This window comes from Synechococcus lacustris Maggiore-St4-Slac (assembly GCF_024345595.1).
Taxonomy (GTDB): Bacteria; Cyanobacteriota; Cyanobacteriia; order PCC-6307; family Cyanobiaceae; genus Synechococcus_D; species Synechococcus_D lacustris.
The window spans coordinates 46,420-73,253 of record NZ_JAGQBK010000006.1 but is presented as its reverse complement, the minus strand read 5'-3'; the positions used below and the strand labels follow the sequence as shown (position 1 = coordinate 73,253).

General features: G+C 54.1%; 27 protein-coding genes. 11 read left to right on the top strand and 16 right to left on the bottom strand.

The genetic code is table 11. From position 1 onward, the window contains the following. Positions 1-5: 5 nt before the first annotated feature. From cobT to topA, 4 genes are read right to left on the bottom strand one after another with little or no spacing between them, the layout of a single operon-like run. Positions 6-1,118: a nicotinate mononucleotide-dependent phosphoribosyltransferase CobT gene (cobT, locus tag KBY68_RS06400; RefSeq protein WP_255096376.1), complete on the bottom strand. Its 1,113-nt coding sequence runs from the start codon at positions 1,116-1,118 to the stop codon at positions 6-8. Beyond that, entirely contained in the window at positions 1,105-1,749 is a 645-nt protein-coding gene (locus KBY68_RS06395) for a DUF2232 domain-containing protein (protein ID WP_106499883.1), read from the bottom strand. Before KBY68_RS06395 ends, cobT begins: the two co-directional genes overlap by 14 nt. After that, positions 1,739-2,134: a hypothetical protein gene (locus KBY68_RS06390; RefSeq protein ID WP_106499884.1), complete on the bottom strand. Its 396-nt coding sequence runs from the start codon at positions 2,132-2,134 to the stop codon at positions 1,739-1,741. Before KBY68_RS06390 ends, KBY68_RS06395 begins: the two co-directional genes overlap by 11 nt. Further along, positions 2,134-4,866: a type I DNA topoisomerase gene (gene topA, locus KBY68_RS06385; protein ID WP_255096374.1), complete on the bottom strand. Its 2,733-nt coding sequence runs from the start codon at positions 4,864-4,866 to the stop codon at positions 2,134-2,136. Before topA ends, KBY68_RS06390 begins: the two co-directional genes overlap by 1 nt. A gap of 125 nt (positions 4,867-4,991) precedes the next feature. Between topA and KBY68_RS06380 the strand changes: the two genes are divergently transcribed. The 4 genes from KBY68_RS06380 to KBY68_RS06365 all read left to right on the top strand — a co-directional run bounded on the left by KBY68_RS06380 (position 4,992) and on the right by KBY68_RS06365 (position 8,701). Continuing rightward, positions 4,992-6,515 (top strand): NAD(P)H-quinone oxidoreductase subunit N, encoded by a 1,524-nt coding sequence (locus KBY68_RS06380; RefSeq protein WP_255096373.1) that lies wholly within the window; start codon positions 4,992-4,994, stop codon positions 6,513-6,515. Positions 6,516-6,520: 5 nt separating this feature from the next. Next, positions 6,521-7,210, top strand: coding sequence for an ABC transporter ATP-binding protein (locus KBY68_RS06375; RefSeq protein WP_255096372.1), 690 nt, complete (start codon positions 6,521-6,523; stop codon positions 7,208-7,210). Positions 7,211-7,292: 82 nt separating this feature from the next. After that, positions 7,293-7,685: a hypothetical protein gene (locus KBY68_RS06370; protein ID WP_106499888.1), complete on the top strand. Its 393-nt coding sequence runs from the start codon at positions 7,293-7,295 to the stop codon at positions 7,683-7,685. 92 nt (positions 7,686-7,777) lie between these two features. Then, complete coding sequence (locus KBY68_RS06365) at positions 7,778-8,701, top strand: bluetail domain-containing putative surface protein (protein ID WP_255096371.1); 924 nt, start codon at positions 7,778-7,780, stop codon at positions 8,699-8,701. A gap of 10 nt (positions 8,702-8,711) precedes the next feature. On the opposite strand, the gene KBY68_RS06360 is transcribed toward KBY68_RS06365, so the two are convergent. From KBY68_RS06360 to KBY68_RS06340, 5 genes are read right to left on the bottom strand one after another with little or no spacing between them, the layout of a single operon-like run. Next, complete coding sequence (locus KBY68_RS06360; protein ID WP_255096370.1) at positions 8,712-9,611, bottom strand: M23 family metallopeptidase; 900 nt, start codon at positions 9,609-9,611, stop codon at positions 8,712-8,714. Between the two features lie 48 nt (positions 9,612-9,659). After that, on the bottom strand, positions 9,660-10,274 hold the full coding sequence (locus tag KBY68_RS06355; RefSeq protein WP_255096369.1) for a biotin--[acetyl-CoA-carboxylase] ligase: 615 nt from the start codon (positions 10,272-10,274) through the stop codon (positions 9,660-9,662). Further along, the gene (locus KBY68_RS06350) at positions 10,252-11,436 is read right to left on the bottom strand and encodes an aminotransferase class I/II-fold pyridoxal phosphate-dependent enzyme (RefSeq protein ID WP_255096368.1); all 1,185 of its coding nucleotides are present in this window, start codon (positions 11,434-11,436) and stop codon (positions 10,252-10,254) included. Before KBY68_RS06350 ends, KBY68_RS06355 begins: the two co-directional genes overlap by 23 nt. Then, positions 11,423-11,743 (bottom strand): thioredoxin family protein, encoded by a 321-nt coding sequence (locus KBY68_RS06345; protein WP_255096367.1) that lies wholly within the window; start codon positions 11,741-11,743, stop codon positions 11,423-11,425. The genes KBY68_RS06350 and KBY68_RS06345 overlap by 14 nt, the downstream gene beginning before the upstream one ends. 33 nt (positions 11,744-11,776) lie before the next feature. After that, entirely contained in the window at positions 11,777-12,544 is a 768-nt protein-coding gene (locus KBY68_RS06340; protein WP_106499894.1) for a PspA/IM30 family protein, read from the bottom strand. Between the two features lie 45 nt (positions 12,545-12,589). Between KBY68_RS06340 and KBY68_RS06335 the strand changes: the two genes are divergently transcribed. Continuing rightward, a complete protein-coding gene (locus tag KBY68_RS06335; protein WP_255096365.1) occupies positions 12,590-13,081 on the top strand; it encodes a DciA family protein in 492 nt (163 codons plus the stop codon). A 14-nt stretch (positions 13,082-13,095) separates the two neighbouring features. Here the strand turns inward: KBY68_RS06335 and KBY68_RS06330 are convergent, their stop codons facing one another. From KBY68_RS06330 to KBY68_RS06300, 7 genes are read right to left on the bottom strand one after another with little or no spacing between them, the layout of a single operon-like run. Then, positions 13,096-14,271 (bottom strand): beta-barrel domain-containing protein, encoded by a 1,176-nt coding sequence (locus KBY68_RS06330; protein ID WP_255096363.1) that lies wholly within the window; start codon positions 14,269-14,271, stop codon positions 13,096-13,098. Next, positions 14,268-17,279 (bottom strand): peptidase domain-containing ABC transporter, encoded by a 3,012-nt coding sequence (locus KBY68_RS06325; RefSeq protein ID WP_255096362.1) that lies wholly within the window; start codon positions 17,277-17,279, stop codon positions 14,268-14,270. Before KBY68_RS06325 ends, KBY68_RS06330 begins: the two co-directional genes overlap by 4 nt. A gap of 17 nt (positions 17,280-17,296) precedes the next feature. Then, complete coding sequence (locus KBY68_RS06320) at positions 17,297-18,025, bottom strand: peptidylprolyl isomerase (RefSeq protein WP_255096361.1); 729 nt, start codon at positions 18,023-18,025, stop codon at positions 17,297-17,299. A gap of 33 nt (positions 18,026-18,058) precedes the next feature. Further along, positions 18,059-19,825 carry an ArnT family glycosyltransferase gene (locus KBY68_RS06315; protein ID WP_255096360.1) on the bottom strand — a complete coding sequence of 589 codons (1,767 nt, stop codon included), beginning with the start codon at positions 19,823-19,825 and terminating at the stop codon, positions 18,059-18,061. Between the two features lie 6 nt (positions 19,826-19,831). Next, entirely contained in the window at positions 19,832-21,835 is a 2,004-nt protein-coding gene (locus KBY68_RS06310; protein ID WP_255096359.1) for an NAD-binding protein, read from the bottom strand. 21 nt (positions 21,836-21,856) lie between these two features. Beyond that, complete coding sequence (locus tag KBY68_RS06305; protein ID WP_255096358.1) at positions 21,857-22,918, bottom strand: glycosyltransferase; 1,062 nt, start codon at positions 22,916-22,918, stop codon at positions 21,857-21,859. Beyond that, complete coding sequence (locus KBY68_RS06300; protein ID WP_255096357.1) at positions 22,915-23,850, bottom strand: DMT family transporter; 936 nt, start codon at positions 23,848-23,850, stop codon at positions 22,915-22,917. Before KBY68_RS06300 ends, KBY68_RS06305 begins: the two co-directional genes overlap by 4 nt. Positions 23,851-23,929: 79 nt before the next feature. Between KBY68_RS06300 and sppA the strand changes: the two genes are divergently transcribed. The 6 genes from sppA (at position 23,930) to KBY68_RS06270 (ending at position 26,829) form a co-directional block, all read left to right on the top strand. Beyond that, a complete protein-coding gene (gene sppA, locus KBY68_RS06295) occupies positions 23,930-24,715 on the top strand; it encodes a signal peptide peptidase SppA (RefSeq protein WP_255096356.1) in 786 nt (261 codons plus the stop codon). Then, a complete protein-coding gene (aroH, locus tag KBY68_RS06290; protein ID WP_106499903.1) occupies positions 24,712-25,095 on the top strand; it encodes a chorismate mutase in 384 nt (127 codons plus the stop codon). The genes sppA and aroH overlap by 4 nt, the downstream gene beginning before the upstream one ends. A gap of 94 nt (positions 25,096-25,189) precedes the next feature. Beyond that, the gene (locus tag KBY68_RS06285; protein WP_255096355.1) at positions 25,190-25,768 is read left to right on the top strand and encodes a DUF2808 domain-containing protein; all 579 of its coding nucleotides are present in this window, start codon (positions 25,190-25,192) and stop codon (positions 25,766-25,768) included. Positions 25,769-25,818: 50 nt separating this feature from the next. Then, entirely contained in the window at positions 25,819-25,956 is a 138-nt protein-coding gene (gene rpmH / locus KBY68_RS06280) for a 50S ribosomal protein L34 (protein WP_106499237.1), read from the top strand. A gap of 50 nt (positions 25,957-26,006) precedes the next feature. Beyond that, a complete protein-coding gene (rnpA, locus tag KBY68_RS06275; RefSeq protein ID WP_255096353.1) occupies positions 26,007-26,453 on the top strand; it encodes a ribonuclease P protein component in 447 nt (148 codons plus the stop codon). After that, on the top strand, positions 26,407-26,829 hold the full coding sequence (locus tag KBY68_RS06270) for a PH domain-containing protein (protein ID WP_106499239.1): 423 nt from the start codon (positions 26,407-26,409) through the stop codon (positions 26,827-26,829). The genes rnpA and KBY68_RS06270 overlap by 47 nt, the downstream gene beginning before the upstream one ends. The last annotated feature ends 5 nt before the right edge of the window (positions 26,830-26,834 follow it).

Genomic DNA, 26,834 nt, shown 5'->3' with positions numbered 1-26,834 from the left:
CGACCCTACCGGTATAGGAGTTCAGCGCAGGCCTGATCGCAGGCAGCTGCAAGGGCCTGGGGGCTAAAACCGGCCAATTCCCACAACCAACTGAGACCACCGGCCCCCACCCCCTCCTTAACAAATCCCAGCTCATAGTCCCGCAGGGCTTGCTGTTTGCATTTATCAAAATGCAAATTGGCATGGCTGAGCAAAGGCTCCACCCCATAGCTGGCACCCACCCGAATCAGTAACTCAGCTAATTCACTGCAGGCCTCTTGCATCACCCAAGCAGTGGTAACAACAGCAAACCGCTGGGCCATCACTTGGCGCAAGGGCAGCGCTGCCCTTGCCAGCGCAAGGGCCAAAACGGCCGCCATTTGGCTTCCACCCGCCAGCAACAGCTGCGCTTCACTGCCAGGCACCTGGGCAATTCCCTCCAGCAGCCCAAGCGAAAAGGCCTGGAATGGATCCCCCAGGGCCGCTAACACCGCCAATGGCTGCCCCAGCTCACAGCCACGGGCGATCGCTGCCGCAATCCCCCGCTGCACCAAAGCGGCCCGCAATTGATGGGGCGGTTTGGGCATGCTGCCGCTCACCAAACCAGCCACATCAAGGCCTAATCCGCTGAGCACAGCCTCTGCGGTGCTGGTGCCCCCAGGCACGCATTCAGCAAGCACCAACAAACCCTGCGGATGGCATTGGGCCCAGCGATAGCCAAGCCTTTGGCCCTGCCGATGGAGTTGCATCACCGCGGCATCTTCCATCGCCCTGCCACTGCTCAGGCAACGGGCTGGGCTACCGCCAAGCCGGATGTGGGGAATCCCAGGGGCAACGGCGCAGCCGGCATCCACCACCAGAGCAGGCAGGCCTAGGTGCTCCAGCACACACCAACTGATCAAAGCAGGGCTCACCCCCGCCATCAGGGGTGGCAGGCCATGGGGACACTTGGCCGCTGGACCCATCAGCAGCAGCTCTGCATCAGCTGCAGCGGTGAATTGCCTGCTGGCTGGTGTGGCACCGGCCGCTGAGATGCCAGGCACCTCAGCGGTGGCCGTAGCAGCAAGCACCAGGATCACCTGGGCTTCCCCTGCCCCTAGGGCGCTTGAGGCTGAGCTGCGCCAGCTAGAGAGGGTCAAGGGCCAACAGGGGGCGTAGCAGGGCAGGGGGGGCCGGTAGTTCCTGCTTGAGCCGCGGGAATACCCAATGGGCAACCGCATGCAATGCCAGCAGGTAGATGAGGTTTTGCAAGAGCAAAAGGCCAAGGGCTAACAATTCCACCTGCTGCAGATCCGGCGCCCCCAGCAATTGCAACCGTTCCGCCAAATTCTCCAGCAATCCAGCCGCTGCGCTGGTGATCACCACCCAAAGATTTTCGCCCAGCAGTAGCGACAACACCGCCACCCTCACCAACAGGCCGCCAGTGCCGATTAACAAACCAATACCAATCGAAAACCACCAACTAATCCGCCTACACCAACACCAACCCAACCAAAGCGCTAGGGCGCCATAGGGGAAAAGCATCATTGGCCCCCGCACCGGACCCATCAACACCGTCAATAGCAACACCGACACCGCTACGCCCTGAAGGGCTGCGCGCCCCCCCTGGCGCAATTGCAATAGGGCTAAAGGCAAAGGGATTGCCAATCGAAAAATGGCATCACCAATGGGCAGGTAATAAATGGCAACCCATAGCAAACCGGTGCTGGCTGCCATATAGGCCGTTTCAGTTAGGCGCCTCGCCTCCCGCCGCCGCTGATCAACGGCCATCGCCCTGCCTCACCCTTTCGATTGTTTCCACTTCAAAGGGCAAATTGGCAGCCCTCAGGGCGCGGGTTAAAGCCTCTGCAGGGGCGGCGGGGTCGGTGGCGGGTAACCGCAAAAGCACCCGGTAGGGCACCGGCTTTTGCTGTTCTGCCGGTTCTGGTTTTTGTTGAATCGGTTCCACCGCTTGCGGAACTGGTTTTGGTATTTCTGGTTTTTGTGGTTCTGGCTTAATTACTGGTTTTGGAGCAACAGCAACGGGTTGAGTTGTTGTTTTTGTTGTGGCTGGAGTGGGGCCAAAACTATTGCCCAATTGCTCTCCAATTGGGGTATTGCTGCACGCCGCCAAAGCAAACAGCACTGCCATGGCGGCCAACCGCAACCAAGCCATCAGCTATCGGCCGCCCTAATAATCCGCACCGCACTGGCCCGGGGTCGCCCAGCCTTGGTGCCGGTAGTGCGACTTGTGGCTTTGGGTTTGCTGGCTGTTGTGGTGGTGGATTTCGGTGCTTTAGCAGCTTTAGGTGTTTTGGCTGTTTTGGTTGCTCTGCTCGCTTTTGCTGTGGATTTCTTAGTGGCAGCCTTGGCCGCCAATAGTTCAAGCGCCTGCTCCAAGGTGATGCTTTCCGCCGTGGTGCCCTCAGGCAAGGAGGCATTCACCTTGCCCTGCTTCACATAAAGCCCATAGGGGCCATCAAATAGCTGGATTGTTTCCTCTGAGCCCTCAGGAGTGCCCAAATCTTTTAGGGCAGTGCGGCCACCGCGACCTTTTTTGGGAACGGAGAGCAACTCCATCGCCCGCTCAAGTTGCACGAGCAGCACATCATCTTCTGCTTTTAAGGAGCGGTAATCCTTTTCGCCTTTGCCTTTGTCGTGCACCACATAGGAGCCAAAGCGCCCCAAGCCCGCCTGCACCTTGCCCCCATCGGGGTGCTCCCCCAGCAGCCTCGGCAGTTGCAGCAGTCCGCAGGCAATCTCAAGGCTTAGATCCTCAGGTTTGGTGCCCTTTGGCAGGGAAGCCCGCTTTGGTTTTGGAATTTCCTCACTGGCTTGCCCCCTTTGCACATAGGGGCCGTATTGACCAAACAACAAATAAACGGCTTCACCGGTGCTCGGATCAATGCCAAGGCTTTCCGGGCCATCTGCCTTTTGCTTAAGCAGCAATTCAGCGTGATCGGCATCTAAATCAGCGGGGGTTAGATCCAAGGGCAGGGTGGCCTTGATCAATTCCTCCTCGCCATTTTCCCCCGGACGTTTTGCCTCTAGGTAGGCGCCAAAGCGGCCGATGCGCACCACACAGGGCAGCCCCTCTAATTCAATCGTGCGTGAGGTGGTGGGATCGATATCACCCTCCCGCTGGGCCACCTGTTGCTCTAAGCCTTTCTCACCGCGGAAAAACTGGTCGAGGTATGGCAGCCACTGGGCTGAACCGTTCGAGATTTCATCGAGGGTGTTCTCCATCCGCGCTGTGAACCCAGGATCCACCAGATCGGGGAAGTGCTCCTCCAGCAGGGCCGTTACGGCAAAAGCGGTAAAGCTTGGGGTGAGGGAATTGTTCTGCAAATTTGCGTAGCCGCGATCGCAAATCGTGCCAATGATCGAGGCATAGGTGGAGGGCCGGCCGATCCCTTCCTTTTCCAGGGTTTTAACCAAGGCCGCTTCGCTAAAACGCGCCGGCGGCTGGGTTTGGTGACCCAGGGCTTCACAGGAATTACAGCTGGGCTTATCACCGGCCACCAGGGGTGGCAACAGCACTTCCTGGCCCTCAAGGGCGGCATCAGGGTCGTCGCTGCCTTCCACGTAAGCCCGGAAAAAACCAGCGAAATCAATGCGCTTGCCGCCGGCCCTAAAACGAGCATTTGCCACATCGATTTGGGCACTCACCATCGTGAGCCGGGCATCCGCCATCTGGCAGGCCACCGTGCGCTTCCAGATCAGTTCATAGAGGGAGAGATCAAGGCCATTTAAACCCGCTTCAGCCGGGGTGCGAAAGCTTGAACCCGCTGGCCTGATTGCCTCGTGGGCCTCCTGGGCATTTCTGCTTTTGGTGGAATATTGGCGCGGCTGGGGGCTGAGGTGGTCCGCCCCGTATTTCTCCTCCACACAGGCCCGGGCCGCTGTGATCGCCTGATCACTCAATTGCACCGAATCGGTGCGCATGTAGGTGATAAAACCGCGCTCATAGAGCCCCTGGGCCGTACGCATTGTTTCGCGGGCCGAAAGGCGCAACTTGCGGTTTGCCTCCTGCTGCAGGGTGCTGGTGGTGAATGGTGGGGCCGGCTTGCGCAGGGTGGGTTTTTCCTCCACCTCAGCCACCCGCCAAACCTCGGAAGCAATCGCTTTGAGCAGGCCCTGGGCGTCGCTTTCAGTGAGCAATCGCACCTTGGTGCCGGCCTTGATGGCACCGGTGTTTTCATCGAAATCAGCACCGGTGGCAATGCGTTCGCCGGCCAGCTGGTTCAGCTTTGCCTCGAACTTCACACCTCCCTGCTCCAACTGGGCCTTTAAATCCCAATAGCTGCCGCTGTGGAATGCCCTGCGGGCCCGTTCCCGTTGCACCAGCAAGCGCACCGCCACCGACTGCACCCGCCCTGCGGATAGGCCCCAGGCAACCTTTTTCCAAAGCAATGGTGAAACTGTGTAACCCACCAAGCGATCAAGAATGCGCCTGGTTTCCTGGGCATGCACCAGCTCCATGTTGAGCTCACGGGTGTCGTTAAGGGCGCGCTTAATCGCGTCTTCGGTGATCTCGTGAAACACCATCCGCTTAACGGGCACCTTCGGATCAAGGAGCTGCAGCAGGTGCCAACTGATCGATTCCCCCTCGCGGTCTTCGTCTGTGGCCAGCAGCAGCTGATCTGCCCCCTTGAGGGCGTCTTTTAACTCCTTAACAACTTTCTTTTTATCCTTCGGCACCACATAGAGGGGCGCAAAGTTTTCACTGGTATTCACCCCCAGGTTTGCCCACTTTTCCCCCTTGTGGCTGGCTGGGATTTCACTGGCGTTATTGGGCAGATCACGCACGTGCCCCATGGATGCCTCCACCCGAAAGGTGCGCGGCAAAAAACCGCGAATCGTGCGGGCCTTGGTGGGGCTCTCAACGATGACAAGGGTGTGGGACACAGGCTGCCGGGGCAGGTAAAGAACAGGACCGAAACCGCAGGTTAGATCCGCAGTCCATGGTGGACCGGGACCAGTCCGATGGACAGGGCTACCATCCGGCTTAGGACGGCGCCGACCCAACTGCAATGGAAACCCTGGCCCAGTCGTTAAATGCTGGGGCAATTGCGCCCGAAGCAGCACTCCTAGTCACCCTGCTGGCCTGCCTTTTGGCGGATTTAGCAGGGGAAAAGGCAGCGGCAAGATTCGTGCCACCTTTTTGCTACATCGGCCTCGGCCTCTGTTTGGGCTTACTTGCCCTGCAGTGGAATCAACCGGCTGCACCGGCATTTTTTGCATCTTTCATCAGCGACAACCTCTCGGTTGCCTTCAGGGCAGTGGTGGCAACTTCCACCCTGTTATCGCTATTGATTAGTTGGCGTTATGTGGAACGCAGCGGCACACCGGTGGGGGAATACGCCAGCATTCTTTTGGCTGCCACCGTTGGGGCAATGCTGCTCTGTGGAGCCACCGATCTGGTGAGCATTTTTGTTGCTTTAGAAACACTTTCAGTGTCGAGTTATCTATTAGCGGGCTACATGAAGCGCGATGCCCGCAGTTCAGAAGCAGCACTTAAATATCTGCTTGTTGGTTCAGCTGCCGCGGCCGTATTTCTCTACGGCACCTCACTGCTTTATGGCGTGAGTGGCGGCTCCACAAATTTGGCTGGTATCACCATTGCCCTGCAGAGCAGCGCCACGCCCTTAACGGCCCTGGCCTTAGTTTTTGTTCTTGCAACAGTGGCATTCAAGATTTCAGCGGTGCCCTTTCACCAATGGACCCCTGATGTTTATGAAGGATCGCCAACCCCTGTGGTTGCTTTTCTTTCCGTGGGTTCAAAAGCGGCAGGTTTTGCTTTGGCATTGCGCTTGCTGGTGGGTTGTTTTGGCAGCTTTGAGGCCCAGTGGCAGCTGCTATTTACCGTGTTGGCTGTGTTGAGCATGACCCTTGGCAACGTGGTTGCCCTTGCTCAAACATCAATGAAAAGAATGCTTGCCTACAGCTCAATTGGCCAGGCTGGTTTTGTGATGATTGGCTTGGTTTGTGGCACCGAGGAGGGATTCTCGGCGATGGTTTTATATATGGCCGCCTATCTATTTATGAACCTTGGCGCCTTTGCCTGCATCATTCTTTTCTCCCTACGCACCGGCAGTGATCGCATTTCAGACTACGCCGGTTTATATCAAAAAGATCCCCTAATCACCCTTGGCTTGAGCCTCTGCCTGCTATCCCTTGGCGGCATACCACCAATGCTTGGGTTCTTTGGCAAAATATATCTATTCTTTGCCGGCTGGGCCGATGGCCAATATCTATTAGTAGTGGTGGGTTTAGTTACTTCAGTAATTTCAATCTACTACTACATCTCAGTTATCAAGATGATGGTTGTTAAAGAACCGCAAGAGGCATCCGATGTGGTGAAATCCTATCCAGAACCCACCTGGAAATTACCTGGTTTGCAACCACTGCGCACCGCCCTTGTGGTGTGTTTACTCGTTACCGCAGTGGGAGGAGTGTTATCAAATCCACTATTTGTTTGGGCAAATCAAGCGGTGGAAGGCACACCACTACTCAAAGAAGTTATTGCTGCTAGCGGCCGCCTGCCCACCGGTTAATCAGCATGGCTATCAATCCCAGCCCTGGGGCCGTGGCTGAACTAATTAATATAAGCAAAATTTATGGAGCGGGAGCCACTGAGGTACGCGCCGTTAACGAACTAAATCTCAAGGTTTTCAAAGGCGATTATCTCGCCGTAATGGGTACATCCGGATCAGGCAAGAGCACCGCCATGAATATTCTTGGCTGCCTTGATCGCCCCAGCAGCGGCAGCTATTGGTTGCAGGGTCAAGAGGTTAATAAACTCAGCGACGATGAACTCGCCACCTTAAGGAATCGCCATCTGGGTTTTGTTTTTCAACAATTTCATTTGCTCTCAAACATGAGCGCCCTTGAAAATGTTGAATTGCCCATGATCTACGCCAATGTTCCTGTGGCGGAGCGCAAGGAGCGTGCTGCTGCAGCGCTGCAACGGGTGGGACTTGGTGAACGCTTAAAAAATAAACCAAATCAACTCAGTGGTGGCCAACAACAACGGGTGGCCATTGCCCGAGCAATAATCAACCGGCCAGCGCTGTTGCTGGCGGATGAACCCACAGGCGCCCTTGATTCAGACACCACCCGGGAGGTTTTAGCCATCTTTGATCAACTAAATCAAGAAGGCATGACCGTTTTACTGGTTACCCACGAACAAGATGTGGCCCAACGCGCCCAACGGGTGTTGCTATTCCGCGATGGCCACATCGTCAACTAAAGCCAACTTGTTAGCAGGTGCTGCTAATCACCATCGATCGTGCCCAATACCACTTAGAAGCTTGCCAGTTGCCCACATAAAAATGTTGAGCGCTCCAGAAAACCAATCTTTCACTGGTGTTCAGCTATTACGCGACCAGGCCGCCACCTTGTTTGAACGGGGCGGATGGCAAGTGCTATTTCGCTGTAGTGGTGGAAACCGCCTTAGTGCAACCCTTCTGGATCCCAGTGAGAGGCTGCAAGTAACGCTTGAAATTCCTTCCAGTGATGATGGCAGTGATTGGACCCTTTGGCTGGAGGCTTGCGCCGAAATCCCAACAACCGTGGGCGGCGCCCTAGCCCAACCCATGGGTATTAAACAAATGCTGGATGTGGCCCGCTGGCTAGAGGGGCCGATTAGTGAAATTGAAAGGATGGCCCTTAAAGCAGAGAGCCAACTCGTACTTCAAATTGCAGGCACAGGGCCAAACAGCTGAGCCTGTGATCAAGATCACAAAAACTTGAGCTATTAATCAAAGGCTAAAAGCAATGCGCCAAATAATTTGATTATGCCCTCAAGCAATTCACCATGGCACGCCAACAAACAACTCAATCACGCCCAGCACCCAACAGGCCAATCCCAGCAATCAATCTAACCGGCACAGATAACGCCGATGTAATGCTTGGTGATGCAAATAGCAATACCTACAGCTCAGGAGCTGGTGACGATTTAATGTTTGCCTCAGCAGGTAGCGATAGCCTCAGTGGCGGCGCTGGCGCAGACATCATTGATTACTCAAGAGTGAATGCAGATCTCACTTTTTCCCGCGGCGGAGTTATGGCTAAATCAGGAGGCCTAGGTACGGATATAATATCAAATTTTGATATTGAAGTAATTAAAGCCAATCCCAACAGAATTAACACAATAGACGGCTCCACTGGCACCACAGCCTCATTAAATGTAAATCTAGCCAACAACTTGCTAACGATAAATAATTTACCCGGAATCGGTAGCGCCAGCCTCACTGTGGAACATTTTCAAAATGTTCGCGGCTCCGAAAATGCTGATATTATTACCGGTAGCAATGCTGAAAACGACCTTTCTGGCGGCGCTGGTAACGATTTAATTAGCGGTTTATCCGGAAGCGATAAGCTAACCGGTGGTGCAGGCAACGACACATTTAGCTTTGGCCGAGGCGACTCCTTGCTGACGGGCTTTGATCGAATCACCGATCTAGAAATTGGCGTTGATCAAATTGATGGCTTAGTTGCAAATAGTTCTGTTCGCAATTTTGGCTCTGTTCGCAGTTTAAACGCAGGCGATCTTGGCCAAGTTCTAAATAGCAGAAGCTTTGGCGCAAACCTTGCCGCTAGCTTTAGCTTAGGTTCAGGTAGTGGCACCCGAACTTTTCTTGCTCTTAACGACAACAGAGCCGGATTCCAAGCCAACAACGATATGGTGATTGAAATAACTGGTTATAGTGGCAACTTGAGCGATCTACAAATTGTTTAAGTTCACTATCCTAAGTTTTGCGCTCTAGGCCCTTTAGCAATTGATCAAATAATCCCGTAAGTAAATCTTGTTTGCTGCTTAATGCACCACTGGGGGAAAGGCTGCCGGGATCAACCGCCACCCAACCCCCGGCGTCGGGGCGGCGCAATTCAAAGTGCAAATGGGGACCAGTACTAAGACCTGTGCTGCCAACCCTACCGATTACTTCACCCTGGCGCACCTGTTCACCGGATTGCACAAACAATTCCGACAGGTGGCCGTAGAGGGTGCGGCGCTGGGGATTGCGGTGTTCTAATTCCACCGCAATTCCATAGCCACCTGCAAGACCTGCACTAACAACTTTGCCAGCCAGGGCAGCCACCACCGGCGTTCCTTCTGGAGCAGCTAAATCCTTGCCGGCATGGAGAATCATGCTTCCTAAAATCGGGTGCATCCGCCAGCCAAAATCACTGCTGGTTACAGCACTACCGATCAAAGGAAATATCAAACTGCGATTGCCATTTCCAAGCAGAGGTGCTGGCCTCGGCGTAATCCTAAACACTTGGCTAAGGGAAAAACTTCCCTCGCCCCCCACTAAAAGAGCAGAAACCGGAACACTCAATGGTGCAAGTGGCAAACCATCTGGGCCGCCAAATTTTGCATTTTTATTTTTAGCAACGAATGCAACTCCCTTGGCTCGGGCGCATTCCCTTTGGCTCATCACTCCGGAACTACATAACTTTTCTAGGTTTGGCACATCTCGCTGCCCCGGTGCACTGCGTTGGGGATAATCCCCCTGGCGCAACTGCTGGCTTTCCTTGATGGTGATTGCCCCCTCCCGCTCCAACTCCTGCAGTGATTTATCAAATATCAAAGGTGGTTCTTCCGCTGGCAACATTTGAGCCAACAGCGGAAGCAGCAAGGGCAACATAAATAGTTTGTACATTTCAGGTGTGTAATCAGGTTGAGGGTGATTGCGTTAATTCAGAGCCAACCTTTCCAGTGCTCTTAAACCTATGTGCACCAATTTAGGCCAGGGGGGGCAGCGGCTACCAAGCAATTGTTCAAGGGTGATGCCCGGAGGACGGATTGAATGGCGCCCATTGAGGCCAATGCCAAAGCGCACGTGGCGCACCTGCCCGCCACGCCACACCACAGAGGTGAGCACTCCCGCTAATTTTTGCTGCCCCACCATCAAATCATTGGGTGGTTTTAGATGCAGTTCTGCCCCTAGGCCAAGGGGTTCTAATTCCGCCATTAGGGCAGCTGCCATCAACAATGGCAAGCGATCCGCCGCTGGTGGCTCTCCGCCCCAAGGGATTGCAGCACTTAACCAAAGGCCACCAGCGGGTGATTGCCAATGGCGTTGGGCCGTGCCCCGACCAAAGCGCTGCTTTTTTGAAACCACCGCTATGGGCAAAAGCGGTTGCGCCGCCAACCAGTGGCTTAAGAGGGGTTCCGTGCTGGCACAAACCGGCAGCACCCGCAGCCGCCAGGCCATGCGCAAATCAAGATCACGCGTTCTACGCAGCAATCGACCGCCACAGCCTGCCGCCAATAATCCACTCAATTCAGCACCCCAACAGGGCTGCATTTAGCCGCTTGGCCGCCACCAACAACTGGTTTGTTTCCGCCACCAGAGCAAGCCGCACCCAGCCCTCACCGCCAGCACCAAAACCAACGCCTGGGGTGAGCGCCACCCCACTGCGTTCAAGCAACCAAGCGCAGGCAGCTTCACTGCCAAGGCTTCTCAAGCTTTCGGGCAGTGGCAGCCATAAATAAAGGGCCATTGAAGCTGGAGGCACCCGCCAACCGCCTGCGGCCAGGGCAGCTGCCATGGCATCACGCCTCTCCTTATAAATAGGCCTTAGCTGCTGCGGCCAGCTGGCTAGTTGCGTTAACGCAACCGTGGCACCCGCCTGTAAGGCCAGCGACTGATTGAAATCAACCACCGCCTTCACCTGCCCTAGGGCTTCAATTAAATGGGCGGCCCCAACGGCAAAACCGAGGCGAAAGCCGCCAAGGCACCAGCCTTTTGAGAAGGAAAAAAATTCAATCCCATTTGTGCGCCACCCCTCCGATCGCAATAGGGCAGGCGCTTCCCCTTCAAGGGCAAGATCAACGTAGGGATTGTCGTGGGCAAGCACCGCCCCTTGCCGGTTTGCTAAGGCCAGCGCTTCATCCAACCAGCCCTGGCAGCCAGTGGTGGCCGTTGGATTATGGGGGTAGCCCAGCATTATTAATTTGAGCTGCTCTAGTTCACTGCTGGCTAGCCGCCCAAAGCAAGGGCGCCAGCCATCCTCTAAGCCCAGGGGCAGCAGCAGAGGTTCAGCACCCGCCAGCACCATCCCACCGCGATGGCTTGGGTAGCAGGGATCAAGCAACAACGTGCGATCACCAGGGTTTACCAAGGCAAGGGGTAGATGGGCTGTGCCCTCCTGGGAACCCACCAGCAGCAGCACCTCCCGCTGGGGATCCACCTGCAGCGCAAAGCGCTGCTGCACCCAACTGGCTACCGCTTCACGAAAGGGCAAGGTGCCCGCCTGCAGGCAATAGGCCGCACTGGCCGGCTCCAGCAATTTGGTAGCAATGGCTGAAAGCACCTGGCTTGGAGGCTGCAGATCAGTGCTCCCCAAGGAGAGATCAAGCAGGGGATTCAGCTGGGCTGCAGTTGATGCCGCATAGGAACGTTTGCGCTGGTCCATGCGGGCAAAAATGCCCGAGCCAAGGCGTTTAAGCCGCTCAGAGATGGGCATCCACAAAAGCCTGCAGCTGGGGTTTTGCCATGGCCCCTTCCCAACGGGCCAGTTCAACACCAGCTTTAAAAAGGATCAGGGTTGGTAAACCTTTTATTTGCAATTGATCGCGAACAACTGGGTTTGGATCGGCCTCAAGTTTTCCAACCCGTAAGCCTTCCCCATAGGTGCTTGCTGCCCATTCCATCAATGGAGCCATCAAGCGGCAGGGGCCGCACCAGGCGGCCCACACATCAACTAAGACAAGCGATTCGGCATTTAGAACCTCAGCTTGAAAATTGGCATCAGTTAGTTGATGAACAGTCATGGAAAAAGTAGGGATGAAGGTTGCTGAGGATATTTAAAGATTGTCGATTGAACGCTTCAACTTCTCCAATTCGTCGTCTACTTCAGCGGCCTGGGCTGGCAAAAGCTCAGGTTTCTTGCTGTCGTCTGGCAGGGCAAGGGGTGTGGGGCTAAGGCTTGCCTTGAGGGCCGCCAATTCTTGATCAACATCACCGCCGGCTTCCAGGGCTTGAAAACGACTATCGAGGTCTGCCCCTGCCAATTCTGCCGCCGCCTGGCCGCGGGCCTCTAAAGACAACACTTTTTCTTCCATGCGATCAAAAGCCGCCATGGCCGAATCGGTATTTAAACCACCCACAGCCCCCTGCAACTGGGCTTGGGCCTGGGCTGCTTGGGCCCGGGCCTTAAGCATGTCTTTTTTGGTGCGCGCCTCGGCGATCTTGCCTTCAAGGGAAAGTAAATTCTTTTTTAGATTTTCCACCTGCCCCGCCTGGGTGGAAAGTTGGCTGTTTAGGGCAGTTGCGGTTTCTTGATAGGTTTTACGGCGGCTCAGCGCTTCTTTAGCAAGCTCCTCTTCCCCTTTCTTAAGGGCGAGAGTTGCTCTTTCATACCAGGTTTTAGCTTGGCTTTCAGCCTGCTGGGCTTGGTTTTCAATCCGCTTTTGGCTAGCGATGGCCGAAGCCACCGCCTGGCGTAATTTGATCAAATCCGATTGCATATCGGCAACGGATTGATCAAGAATTTTGGCTGGATCCTCGGCTCGGCCCACCAAATCATTGAGATTGGAGCGAAGCAAACGGCTTAAACGGTCGAAGAAGCCCATGGGGGCAGCACATCGGCAGCAACACAACGACCCTAGCCTTTTCTGATGCCTAATTACCTACAACCACCCCGGCCCCAGCCAGCAAAGGCCCTTGCTAATTGCCTTAAGGAACTAGAAGCAAACTGGCATGGCCAGGCACCCATGGCAGCCCTTTGGCAGGCATGGCCGCAAATTGCAGGGGCTGAACTGGCCGCCCACTGCAGGCCACTACGGATACAAGGTTCGGTGCTTTGGATTGGCGTAGAGCAAGCCCATTGGTTACTGGCGCTGAGATATGCCAAACACCAATTACTAGGTGCCCTGCGGGGGGCGGGCTTTCCGTTGCAACGGCTCGAACTAGAGCAGAGGGTGCAAAGTCCCCTGGCTGATTTAGCAAGTGGTGATAGTGCCGCCAGTTGGGCTAATCACCCGAGCCGCGTTGATGTGCACGGCATTGCTGCCTGCCCCCGTTGCGAGATCCCAACACCCGCCGGTGAAATAAAGCGCTGGGGTTGCTGCTCCCTATGCCTGAGGCAAAACGAACAAATAAATATTTAAAACAACTAAAGCAATTAAGTTGTTGGTGATCTGATTGGCTTCAGGGCATCAAAGGCGCGGTCGATCACATCGGTGAGCAGGGTAATAACACGCTTTTCCCTCAGCACTAAATTCGCGCTTAGGGTTTCGCCTGATTTAAGGGCATAGGAACGACCATTTTTTTCTAACTTTTGTTGGTCAAGCTTAATTAGAACAGGAAAACGAGGTTGCGGATTCTGTTCATCTGGCGGCAACGAATCAGTAGATATGCGCTTAACACGACCCTTGATCGAGCCAAATTCAGTGAACGGATAGGAATCAAGCCTCACTTCGGAGAATTGGCCAACTTTAACGAAACCAATATCTTTACTGGTAACATAAACTTTAGCCTGCAATTTATCAAGGGGAACAATCTTCAGAAGCGGCTCATTAGGGGCTACTGCATAACCTTTACTGGTGGGTGTGAGGTCGAACACTTGGCCGCGCACAGGCGATTTTAGCAATTCGGTTTGGAGTTGCTCCTTAACTTCAACCCTTTGCCTTTCCAGATCGGATAGTTGACGATCGCTTTCCTTGCGCTGCTTAAGTAAATCGGAGCTCACCTCATCTAATTCAGCATCAGTTTGCCGAATTGCAGCTTCTGTTTGAGCAATCTGAGAGCGCATTTGCTGGCCCTTGTCCTTCTCTTGCATATACTGAACTAAACCCATCCCCCCCTGCTTAGTTAAATAATCTAGGCGCCGTAAAATATCCTCCTGATTAACTAAAGACAGCTTCTCGCTATCACGTTTTGCAATTAAACTTTGACGTTTTGCCTGCAGGTTTTCCAAGCGGGCCCTACTGGCATTTGCCTGCTCCGAAATCCGTTGTTGCTCGATTAATAGCTGCCTAGTTACATTGCTTTTTTGGGCCTGTGATTTATCAGTATCAAAGCGAATTAGGGGCTGCCCTGGTTCAACAACCTGCCCCTCCTTCACAAAAATCTCCTCAACCACAGCACTTTGAACAGCCTTGATCGGCTTAACAGCGCCGGCCGGTTCAAGGTCGCCCTGGGCTACCACCACCTCATCAATTTTTGCCAGCAGGGCAAACAAAAAGGCAAAACTAGCTGTGCCGATCAAAGCCCACACAACCGCCTTGCTCCAGCGGGGCGAGGGCCGAAGCCTTATTTCCTGAAGATCAGAGGGATCGCGACGAACTAAATTGCTCATACCAAGGCAGCCTCCTGCTGGCGGAATAAGGTGGCATATCGGCCACCAAGGGCCATTAAGTCCCCATGGGGGCCCTGTTCCACCAGGGCTCCATTATGGAGAACTAAAATATGATCAGCATGGCGCAAATTGCCCAGGCGATGGGTAATAAACAGCACCGTACGTCCGCGGTAAGCTTCGCTTAAATTACGGGTTAATTGTTGCTCCGTATCAACATCCAAAGCACTGGTTGCCTCATCTAGCACAAGCAATCGGGGTTGTTTAAGAATCATGCGCGCTATCGCTAAACGCTGCCTTTGGCCGCCGGAAAGCCCGGAGCCCCTTTCGCCCACGGAACTGCTATATCCAGCTGGAAGCTGTTGAATAAATTCATGGGCGCAGGCTACTTTTGCAGCATTAACGATCTCTTCAAAATCAGCATCGGGCCTTGTTAAGGCGATATTTTCCTGAACGGTGCCATCAAAAAGCAAACTGTCTTGTGGTACCACACCTATCTGGCGGCGCAGGGAATATAAATCAACCTTGGAGATATCATTGCCATCAAGGCGAATGGTTCCCTCCAGGGGATCGTAGAGACGCGTTAATAACTTAAGCAGTGTACTTTTCCCAGATCCACTGCTGCCAACAATGCCAACAAAAGCGCCGGCTGGAATATCAAAATCTATGTTTAATAGCTGCAGCTGGCCGCTGCTGGCAAAGCGGAAATTGACCCTTTCATAGCTGATGGCACCGCTGATTGGCGGCAGCGGTGGGAGATTTTCCCCGGCGATTTCAATCTCCTGGGGATGGTCAACAATATCGGAAAGCCGCTCCAGCGAAAGGGCTGTTTCTTGAAAATTTTGCCAAAGCGTAGCCAGCCTGAGCAAGGGGCTTGTTACGTAGCCAGATAAAATTCTAAATGCAATTAATTGCCCCAAAGTTAGCTTGCCTTGCAATACCAAACCTGCACCAACCCACAACACCAGCAAGCCTGATAACTGTTCTAAAAAGTGGGAGGCAGAACCAGCTGCAGTGCTGGTGATTGTGTTGCGAAAACCCGCAGCGATCTGGCCGCCATAGAGCTGCTGCCAACGCCAGCGACTATGTAATTCCATGCCTTGACCCTTAACTGTTTCCATGCCGCCAAGGGTTTCAACCAAATGGCTCTGAACTTGGGCATTGGATTCAGCTTGTTCCCGCAATTGTTTGCGAATTACGGGGGCCGCAGCTGCGGTTAAACCAATGAAAAACGGGATAACCCCAAGGGCCCAAACAGTGAGGATTGGGCTATATAGCAACATAACTGCTATATAAATAACTGAAAAAACCGAATCCAACACAACCGTAAGTGCAGTGCCGGTAAGGAATCTGCGTATCCTTTCCAATTCATTCACCCGGCTGGAAACTTCACCCACGGGCCGCTTGGCAAAATAACTGAGTGGCAACCTCAGCAGATGATCAATAATGGTTGACCCCAAAGATATATCGATGCGATTGGTGGTGTCGCTAAATAAATAGGTGCGCAATGAACCCAAGATCGCCTCAGCAACCGCCATTGCCACCAGCAGCGAACCTAAAACATTTAAGCTTTTTAAATTACCCTGAGATATCACAGCATCAATAATTTGTTGAATCAAAAGTGGATTCAACAAAGCAAAAAGTTGCACAAAGAAACTGGCAACTAAAACCTGAATTAAGATGCCTCGATGTTGTTTAATTGCCGGCAGGAACCAACTCAAGCCAAATCTTTCTTTTGGTGTGGTGTTAGCCCGCTCAAGGGAGAGGATTGGCAAATTGCCCTTCTCATCTAGCAATTGGCTGAATTCAGCTTCCGGCAGTTTTCTTTGGCCGCTGCGGGGATCGCCCAGCAAGAAGCCATTGGCATCGGCCTGCCAGATAACCACTGGATGGCCAGCCTCCAGGGCAATGGCTGGCAAGGGAATGCGGTTCACGGATTTAAGCGGCACTTCCAACATCGAGGCCCTTAACCCCAACAGATCAGCAACGGCTGCTAATTGCATCAAACCAAGGCCCTTGCCTTCAGCTCGCTGTAATTGATCGGCCAAAATCCTGCGAATTACATCCCTCCTAAAAGGAAGATCAAAACTGCGCGACAACATGCGCAATACCGCAAATGGTTCCTCCAATTCCCCCTGTCCGGAAATATGGGGGAAGCTGCCGTCGTCGCCAATGCGGCCATACCAATCCTGCAGGGCCTCCATTTGATTGAGTTGGGGCACCAGCTCACTGCCTTCAATCCATTCCGGCTCTAAAACCTCCACGTGCACATCAACATCCACAGCAACTTGCTCAGGATTCAATTGACCTGCGATTGTTGACTGAGCGGAGCCAGCCACACCAATTTGAGGTGGCCATGGTTCAGGCCTTGGAATTAAACGCACCGGCAATCTTCCTTGCCGAGCAAGCACTAAACCAGCGGGAATGTTCTCACCCACCTCATGGTTTGGCAGGCAACCTGTGCTCAAGAGCCAGTTGCCTTCGGGCACAGCCTCCTGGGCACCAAGCAAAGTAAGCGCTGGGGAGGCATCTGCCTTTGCTGCCCAATCGCGCAGGGCACGACCCCTGGGTAGATCGGCAACTTTGGATCCACTCAGCACGGCATAGCGCTCAGGCAGGCCGCCGTCTTTAAAAAACTCCAGCAATTCCTGATGGCGATTAACCAATTCAAGAAATTGCGCCGCCGGCAGCAACCAGCCTTTTGAAACCACCGACGCCGCCAATACTTGGCCGGAATCTCCCCGCAATAGGGGCAGCCAACCGGCGATGGCCCCAGGCGTAAGCAATTCCAAGGTGAAGGTTTCACCCCTTTGATCCTGGGCCAGCAGCCGCAGCTGCCCCTCCACAAGAATCAAGATCCCTGGTGGTAACTCATCAAAACCATGCAAACGGGAACCCGGCCTCAACACCAAGGGCTTGAGGGCTTGAGCAGCCTGGGCCTGCTCAACCGGGCTTAAAAAACTAAATGGCTTTGTGGAAGCCAGCAGATCAAGGGCAGCTGTAATCGACATCTGGGCTCAGCTGGCCTTCAATTCACTGCCTCATTATGGGTAGCAATAGCATTTTTAACTTCATTTCGCAGCCAGTCGTCTCCCTGTTCAAGGATCAAACGGCGCTGGAGTGCTTCGTCTAGCTGGGCACCTTTTCGCCCTTCCAGCCGCACAATGATCCACCAACCCTCCAACTGCTTTGGGGGCCATAACTGACCCACTTGGCTTATCTCAAGCAACTTGCTGAGGGCTGGGTGGGGAGTGGAAAGCGGCACTGGGCCAATTTTGCCGCCACTGCGTTGTTCCGGACCCTCTGAGTATTGGGCGGCAAGATCTTCAAAGGCCACCTCCTGCTCCTGCAATTGCTGGTGCAATTCCGCTGCTAATTCGCCATCACGCAAGCGCAGTAACGAATAGGTAACTTCGTCAAATTCAGCCTTGCGGCGCAAAAATTCATGCTCAACCGTTGCTGAATACTGCTGCTCACACCACTGCTGCCAGCGCAATGGCAACTGGGCCATGGCCTCAAATTCGCCGCTGCTAAGGCCCTGCAACTGCAAAAACGCCTGCAATTGCTCTTGGTTTTGGATTTGGATCTGCTGGCACAAGCCCCCTAGAGCCTGCTGGGTTGATTCTGGGTTTGGAGTTGGGATTTCCACTACCGCCTGCTCCATCAAGCGGTGGCGCCAGGCCGCTTCCAGCAAACCAGCCCTTGCCAGGTCTTTATTGCTGAAATTGGTATTGCTCAAATCCGTTGCAACCGTCACGCAATTGTTCACGAACTGCCCATTCATAGCTGGTTAGTAGCGCTCTGGGTTGGGCAACTGCCAGGTGGATGGCACCCCGGCGGCCGCCAATCGGCCAGCCTGCTGCTGCAGAGCCGAGCGTTGCACCCTCCAGAGCTGATAAACGCCCTGGCTAGCCAGCACCGAACGGGGCACCAGCTGCCAAAAGGATTGGCTCGCGGTGGTTTTATCGATCACCAGCAATAAAGAGGCAGCTTGCTTTGTTTGTTTTTCTTCTTCTAACTGCAATCGCTCCCCCAAATTGCGCAGGCCTGAAGCTGGGCGCCCTTCATAGATCACCACTTGTTTTGTGTAGTAGTGCAGCGATGGTTTGTTTATACCCACCATCGCTAATACTTCGCCAGAACGCATTTGTTTTTGCACCGCCGCCGCAATTACCCGCACAGGCCGTTGCCGAATTTGATCAATTAGTTCTGCCGTTGGCACCAAACCAAACAATGGCCAAACCACAAGGGGCAATTGAAAACCCAGCAGCCAAGGGAAATTAAAAAAATAATTCCTTTGGCTTAAGCCGCCCACCAGGGCTGCAACCAGAAAACAAAACCCACTGCGCTGCACCGCACCTATTGCCAATAGTTGGGAGGAAAGGCCAGGCATTTCCGGATCGTTGATAGCGGGCACCCAAAGGGGGGCAAGTAAAAAGCCAATTCCCATCAATGCTGCGATTGCAATGGAACACCAGCGGGCACGGCTAAGCAGCCCTTCAGGGGTCCTGGCCAGGGCAATTAAAAGGGCCATTGCCGGGATCCCAGGCAGCAGGTAGCTGGCCAACTTCGTAGCCGAAATGCTGAAAATCAGCAGCACCGCCAACAACCAACAAGCTGCAAAACGGGGCAAGCTGTTTGGCGGGGCAACAGTTTTTGCTGCCATCGCAAGTTCATGGCCAAAACCAAGCAAAAGCATGGGGGTGGCGGGCAAACTGGCAATCACCAAAACCACCCCAAAAAACCACCAGGGGCCTGAGTGGTGATTCACCACTTCACTAAAACGCTGCAGGTTGTGGTAACCAAAAAAACTGTCTAGGAATGGTTTTCCCTCCCGCCATAGCTCCAGCAGATACCAGGGAGCGGAAATGCCAAAACTAAGTAGCAAGCCCCGGCCAGGAGCTAATGCCCTCAGCAACCGGCCCAAATCCCGCTGCCAAAGGCCAAACAACAGGAGGCTTGCGCCGGCTAAAACCAAGGCCACTGGACCCTTGCTGAGGATCGCAAGCCCCAAAAAAAACCAGCTGCCCCATGGCCATTGCCTTGATTCAGCCCCATAGGCCCGCCAAAAACCGAGCATTGCAATGCCAAGACAGGCAGTGAGCAGGGGGTCACTAACGGAAACCCGTCCCCAAAGCAGCACCAACGGCGAAAGGCCAAAGGCAAGGGCTGCCGTGAGCGCCTTGGCGAAGCCAGCCCGGGGCTCCTGTTTAAAAACCGTTGCCGCCAATGCAGCCATCAGGGCCAGCATCGAAAGGGCCGATGGCAGATTTGCCGCCATGCTGCCAAGGGGATCCCAATGGCGGGGCAAGAGGCTTAGGCCACCAATTAACCAATAGATCAAAACTGGCTTATCAAAGCGGGGATGGCCATTTACCCGAGGGGTAAGCCAATCGCCGCTGTCGGCCATGGCTCGCCCTGCCGCCGCAAATAGGGCAGGGGTTTCATCCAATTGGCCAACGGCACCTAAGCGCCAAAGAAATAGCAAGGCCCCCAGGGCAATGGTTAAACCCAGCAGCCAGGCGAGCCGGTGGGATTGTTGCAAGGGTTTAAACATGCAAGCCTATGAATCGCAATGGTTTGCAGGCACTAATTCACAATTAACGCCTAATCTTTTAAGGGCCTGCTCTAATAAACGTCCAGGCACCTGATAGATGGAGGGTGTTAACTGGGGAGCCAATTTACAATCGAGATAGGCCGCCATTTCACCCGGGGATGCACCTAAATAACGGGCTAAGGCCACTTGAATATCAAAAATTGGGGCATTTGGGCGCATTCCTCTGATTTCCAACATCCAACAACGTTTTTTCAATTGTCCTGCTTCTACTTGGCGCAGGGCGTTTAAACCCGCCAAAACCACCAAACGATCACCTGGCTGCAAGATCCGCTCCGGATTTGGCAAAGCGATTGGTTTGATTGCCCCATAACCGATCAGCACCAATGGGATAAGCCCATAGCCACCGGCCACCGTGCCAAGGCTTAGGCCATTGAGTGTGTCGCTTGAAGTTATTTTGTAATCGATTATCAATATATTCTCCTCCGCCAATCGCAACACCCCCCGAACCCGTTCGCCTAGGGCGGTTGCCACCACCGCATCAGCTGCCACTTCAAGGGGGTTGATCACCTGCATGCCCTCGAATAGGGCATTGAAATTGCTGGATTGAGACAGGGAATGGGATCGCACAGCAAGGCGCACATCTGGCCATTTCCGTTGCAACTCAAGGGCAACACTCAGATTTGCCATTAGGTCGTCGGAGAGAACACCCACCGCTTGGCAATGGCAATGGCGCAGGGCTTTTAAAGCCCGATCTAAACTTTCATAGGCCTCAGCCTGGAATTTTTCTTCCACCCCTGTGCTCTGCACTTGCACCACTTGAAATTTCTGCAAACGCAGTTGTTGCCTTAGCCGGGTTGCAAGTAAACCGCCATCAAGCAGCAACACATAGGGCGTAGCTGCAGCGAGTGGTTTTGGTTCCTGGCTGCCAATTCGGGCCGCCAGCAAACGATCCAATATCAAAGCCACCAGCCAAGCCGTTAGCAGTGTGCCGCCAAGGGCATAGATCAAAGCCAATGCTGCAAGGGGGAAATGGGCTGGTGTTAATTCAGAATTAGCTCCATTAATAATGAAGCTAAATGCATCAAGATATTCACCCTTGAGCAAGGCGAGCGTAAGCATTAGTCCCCGCAAAGGGGAACCAGCACCAAATAAAAAGCTACCGATTAATAACAACAGCAACAGGCTTATTAACCCCCAAGCAAGCAATGAATTACGGCGTTGCTGTAAACGCAACAAGGCATCACACACCCCCTCCCAAAGCAAACGTAATTGGGCCCACCAAATGCTTAAACGTTTATGGCGGTAGCGGGGGCGAGTTTTTAGGGTGCTGGCCAGTTCCAACCACAGCAAACGATCGCCAGCTGCTGGTTTGGTATCAAGGTTCCACCAACCACTTGCTGCCGGGCCCGCGGGCGCTTCACCGGCGGGGAACCACTGCACCAACCGCTGCATACGACCCAATTGATCAAATAGATCACGACTGGCGGCCTGCTGCTGCACAATGCTGCGCACCACAAACAACTCCCCCTCCACATCAAATGCCGCCTCTGTGCCATCGGGCCTCAAGGCATTGGCGAATACCCCAGCGGTAAGCAGTTGGGGATCAACGATCACCAACCCAGGCAGGCGGGCTTGCAATTGATTTTCAAGGCCGCTGCTGCCTTTGCTTGAACGCACCACCAGTTGGGCTTTTGGGTTAAGCAACCGCACCTGCAAAGCAGCTTCCAGGTTCACGCCACTGTCTTGGCTGAGCAGTAAAACAGCCCTTGCCGTGGCAACCCCTGCTTCGAGCAGTGATTCGGGGTTGCGCATATCTCCGATAAATGTGACCTCTGCCAATGCCCTCCCCAGGGCCAGATCAGTCCACTTGGGTGATTTGCGATCAAGGCAGCGAATCGGCAAGTTGAAAGCCATGAGGCTGCTAAGGCATGCCTGGCCAAGGGCCCCAAGGCCACAAACCAAGATGCCTTCATTGGCGGAATCAACAGGCTGATTGTTAATTGAATCCAAGCGGGGATCTAAGAATTCAATTTACTGGGGTTGTGTTAACCAATTCTCCAAGCGCAAGGCAAATGCCTCGAGGCTGAAGCGCTCTTTTGCCTTTGCCCTGCATGCCTGGCGATCTAAAGCCAACACCTGGGGCAACCACTCAACAAGGGCTTTGATGCAATCGGGCTCCACCAAAGCACCGCTGATGCCTGGGTCAATCAATTCAGCTGGCCCGCCGCGGCGATAGGCCAGCACTGGCACACCGCAGGCCATGGCCTCCACCACCACATTGCCAAAGGCTTCATTCCACTTTGGGGTGTTTAACAAAACGGCGCAGTGGCCCAGCTCTGCTTGGAACTGGGCGGTGTTCAGAAAACCTCTCCACTGCAGAGTGCCCTCAGGCACACTTGCTTCCACCGCCTCTGCGTAGGCGTGATCCTCCTTTAAACCCCACACCGCCAGGGGCCACCCCCATTGCTGGGCAACCTGGGCGGCATCCTCCAAACCTTTTTCAGGGGCAATTCTGCCGGCCCAACCCAACAGCTTTTGCGGCGTTGCTTGAAATTGGTATTGGCTGAAATCAAACCCATTTGCCATCAGTTGGGGGGCAGCTGGTAGGTCGAAATCCGCGGCTTGGGCTGCCGTGTGAAAAGCAATTCTTTTGGGAAAGCGGGCGGCCGTTGCGGCAATCAGCTGGTCCATCGCCTCGCCCACACTGCCCATGCTCACCAAATGGAAAAGCGGTGTGCGGCAATGGGGGGTGAGCCAAAGGGGTAGCCAGTCGTAGGCAAGGTTGAGCAGCAGATCAAAACGATCCTGTTCCTGAAGGGCCCGATCCCAAAAACGAGCTAACAGTGAATTGGCTGGTATTTGCACGGCTGCTTGGCGCGGTTGGTGTTGCCAACTGGCCTGGGGGACACCGGGCTCCAGCCAGAGCTGATCCAGCAAACCAGCCTCTAATTCACTGCCGCTGGCGGCCACCAAGGCCATTTGATGGCCGCGAGCTTTTAACCCCTTCAACACGGCCAAAAGAGTTAGCTCCACGCCACCACCCAAGCCCTTGCCCAGGGGGCCCATGGGGGTGCTGATAATCAAAATTTTCATTGAATTAGCTCCTGCTGCGGCTGCCAAATATCCCTGCGTCGATTAATTAAAAGCACTGAACTAAGCGCCAGGGCCACACCTAGCCACTGCAATAAACGCAAATTTTCATCCAGCCAAAACACACTGCTGGCCAAGGCAAAAACAGGGGTTAAAAACGTGAGGGAGGTAAAGCCGGTGAGGTCGCCTTGGTTGGCAAACCAAAAAAACAAGCCGTAGGCCAAGGCACTACCAAGCAGGCTGGCATAGGCCATCAAACCCCATTCGGAAAGGCTTAGCTGGGGAAAAGTTCTGGGGGTGTTAACCAGGCTCATGGCCAGTAGCGGTAGGCCGCCAAAGAGGAGATGCCAACCGGTTACTGCCAATGGATCGCTGTGGCGACAGGCCCAACGGCAAAGCAACGTGCCCACGGCCATGGCGGCTGCGGCCAACAACATCAGCAACTCCCCCCGTTGGGGCAAGGCCAAGCCAAGCACCGGCGGCCCTTCAAGCAACCAATGCTGCAGCACCCCAGCCGGCAAGCCGAGGCAAAGGATGCCGCCAAAACCGAGCAAAAGGCCCATCCAACCCACTGGATTGATCAATTCGGCTAGAAAAAAACGAGCCAGGAGAGCCACCATTAGGGGCTGGGAATCGATCAACACCGAACCAAGCCCCGCCCCTATTTGTTGCAACCCCTCCGCCAATAGGCCCTGAAATAGGGAGCCATCCACTAGGGCAAAAACTAAAAACCAGCCACGATCGCGTTTATCTATCCCTAACGGACGCCCCAATAGTTGAGCGGCAAGCAGGATCACCAAGCCAGCTGGCAGCATCCGCAACCAGGCCAGTTGCAGGGGGGAAAGCTCCTCTAGCAGGGGTTTCATCGCCGCCATCGCCGTACCCCAAAGGGCAAAGGGGAGCACCATGGCAAGCCAACGCAACCAAGGGGGCACGGCAGCGCTTCAGCAGGCTTGAGCCTAAAGACCCGGGCCTGCATAGGATCCGCCTGTGATCTGTTTGAGTGCGGCACCCATGGTTTGGCCCCTGCGTCGTTTACGCCGCAAACGTATTGCTCGCATCTGCCTTGAAGGGCCCATCGCCGGCGGCGCCCGCAAAAGGGTGCTGAAGGCCATCCGCCAAGTGGAGGAACAAAAGTTTCCGGTGCTGCTGCTGCGCATCGATAGCCCCGGTGGCACGGTTGGCGACAGCCAAGAAATTCATCAGGCCTTGATGCGATTGCGGCAAAAAGGCTGCCAAATTGTTGCTAGCTACGGCAATATTTCAGCCTCAGGCGGCGTTTATGTGGGCAGTGCCGCCAATCGGGTGGTGGCAAATCCAGGCACAATCACCGGCTCAATTGGGGTGATTTTGCGGGGCAACAACCTAGAAAAGCTGTTGAAACGCCTTGGCGTGCGCTTTGAAACAGTAAAAAGCGGTGAATTTAAAGACATCCTCTCCCCCGATAAACCACTTTCCGATGGCGAGCGGGAAATATTGCAAGCCTTGATTGATAGCAGCTACGGGCAGTTTGTAACAGCTGTTGCTGAGGGCCGCGGCCTTAGTGAAGAGAGTGTTCGGGCCTTTGCTGATGGCAGGGTATTCAGTGGCGCCCAGGCTTTGCAATTGGGGTTGGTAGACCTGCTTGGCGATGAAGAAACAGCTCGGCTTGAGGCGGCGCGGCTTGCAAATTTAGATCCAAACAACAGTTCACCCGTAACACTGGGCAAGCAAAAACAAGGGGTATTACAAAAGTTGAGGCAACAATTACAACTTGAATTAGGCCTGGGGGGACAACCACTCTGGCTCTATCAACCATGAACGATCCAGCCGTTAGCTTGCGGGCCCTGCGGGGGGCCACCACCGCCGCGGCCAATAACGCCGCCGCCATGGAGGAGGCAGTTGCAGAATTACTTGATGAGTTGATGCAGCGCAATGGCTTGGGTGGCGCTGCAGTTTTGAGCGCAATATTTTCGGTAACTAAAGATTTAGATGCTCTTTTCCCCGCCTCAGTGGCAAGGCGAAGGCAGGGATGGGATGGCGTAGCCCTGCTTGATTGCCAGCAAATGGCTGTGGCAGGCGATCTACCCCGCTGCATTCGAGTGCTGGTGCAGGCCTGGTTACCCCAGGGTCAAGAGGCCCAACATGCTTACCTGCGGGAAAGCCAACGCTTGCGGCCAGACAGATCTTGTAATCAATAGGTGTTGAAATTGCTGACAGCTCTCGGGCCGGCCTAGGGAAACCCATAACAAGAAGCGTGTTTATGAGAATCAAATAATCAATAGAGGCAAAGCAATGCTCAAATCATTTCGTCCTTTGGCTTACCTAGCTGCAGCAGCTCTGGTAGGGGCCACTGGCCTTGGCTTGGCATCGCGCCAAACAGTGAAAGCCCAGGGTTCCGTTGGCACCCCATCAATTTTGGAATTCCGTTGGGATGGCAATAAGGATTTCAAAAAGCTTTATTACTATGTTTCCAATACAGAACGCACCCAGTGGGGTGAATATTTTTTAGTTTTGAGGGCTAAAGATCGCAAAGCAGCGATCCTTAAATTATCGATTACGATTCCAAGTTATTTCAATACAAATATCGATCCTAAAAACGTTAAACTCTGCTACACAAGCGTTGGCGGCTATGCCAAACGCACCAAATGCGAAGAAACTATTCCTGCTGAAATACAACTAACTGATAACGGCAAACGCATTGATATCTTCCCCACAACTCCAGTGCCACCCGATAAAGCAATCGCCGTTGTTTTCAACGTATCCAACCCTGTTAATGGTGGAATGTTCCAATTCAATGCCCTCGCCCAAGCCCCTGGAGATATCCCCATGGCCGGCTATTTGGGCAGCTGGGTGATTGAAGTTACCAACTAGGCAAGCTTGCTGGTAAACTTAGAAATTGGCCCACAGCCCAGCCCAGTCCCATGACCAAGCGCACCCTTGAAGGAACCAGCCGTAAGCGCAAGCGCGTATCTGGCTTCCGCGTGCGCATGCGCACCCACACCGGCAGGCGCCTGATCCGCACCCGCCGCAAGCGTGGTCGCGCCCGCTTAGCGGTGTGATCCCCTTGGGTTTAAGCCTTTAAATTCAAATTTTTGGTTGGTGAATTAAGGTGGTTCTCCCGCAAAGGCACCGCCTCAGGGGCAAGAATCTTTTTGATTACATCTATAAACAAAGCCGCCGTTACTACGGAGGTTCTCTATTGGTTTTGAGGGTGGCTGCTGCCAAACCCAATCTTCTAAAACCAGATGAGGCCTCCACCGCAATGGAGTTGCGCCTTGCTGTTGTGATCAGCAGCAAAGTTAGTAAGCGGGCTGTGCAACGCAACCGGCTTAGGCGTCAATTTCATCAGAGTTTTGTGGATTTGTGCCACCGCTGGGAAAAGCCGGAATCCCCCTGCCTTCGGCCTCAAAGTTGGCTGCTGTTAAGCCTCAAACCAGAGGCGGGTTCCGCCACTTGCAACGATCTACTGAGAGAATGGCAAGCAGTGTTGCAACAGGCAGGCTTTTTAGATGACAACAACACCCCCCATCACCCTTCAGGAGGAACTCTTCTATGAAGGCGGGCCAGCCAAAGGGGACCTGATCTTGAACTTGGTTTTTGGAATTACCTTGATTGGCCTGCCTTTTGCGGTGGGGGCCATCGTGCGGGCCCTATGGCTGAGGTTTCGAATCACCAGCCGCCGGGTATCGGTTACTGGTGGCTGGCTGGGTAGGGATCGCAGCCAGGTCACCTACAGCCAAATCAAAGAAGTGCGCGCTGTGGCCAGGGGCTTTGGTGCCTGGGGGGACATGTGCCTTCTACTCAACGATGGAGCGCGGCTGGAAATGCGCGCCGTACCTAGGTTTAGGGAGGTTGAAGCATTTATCAAAGAACGCATGGATAGCCAAAGCCGCAGCAGCACTCCCCCCAGCGGTTTTGCCGTAGCCAGCTGAAGCTG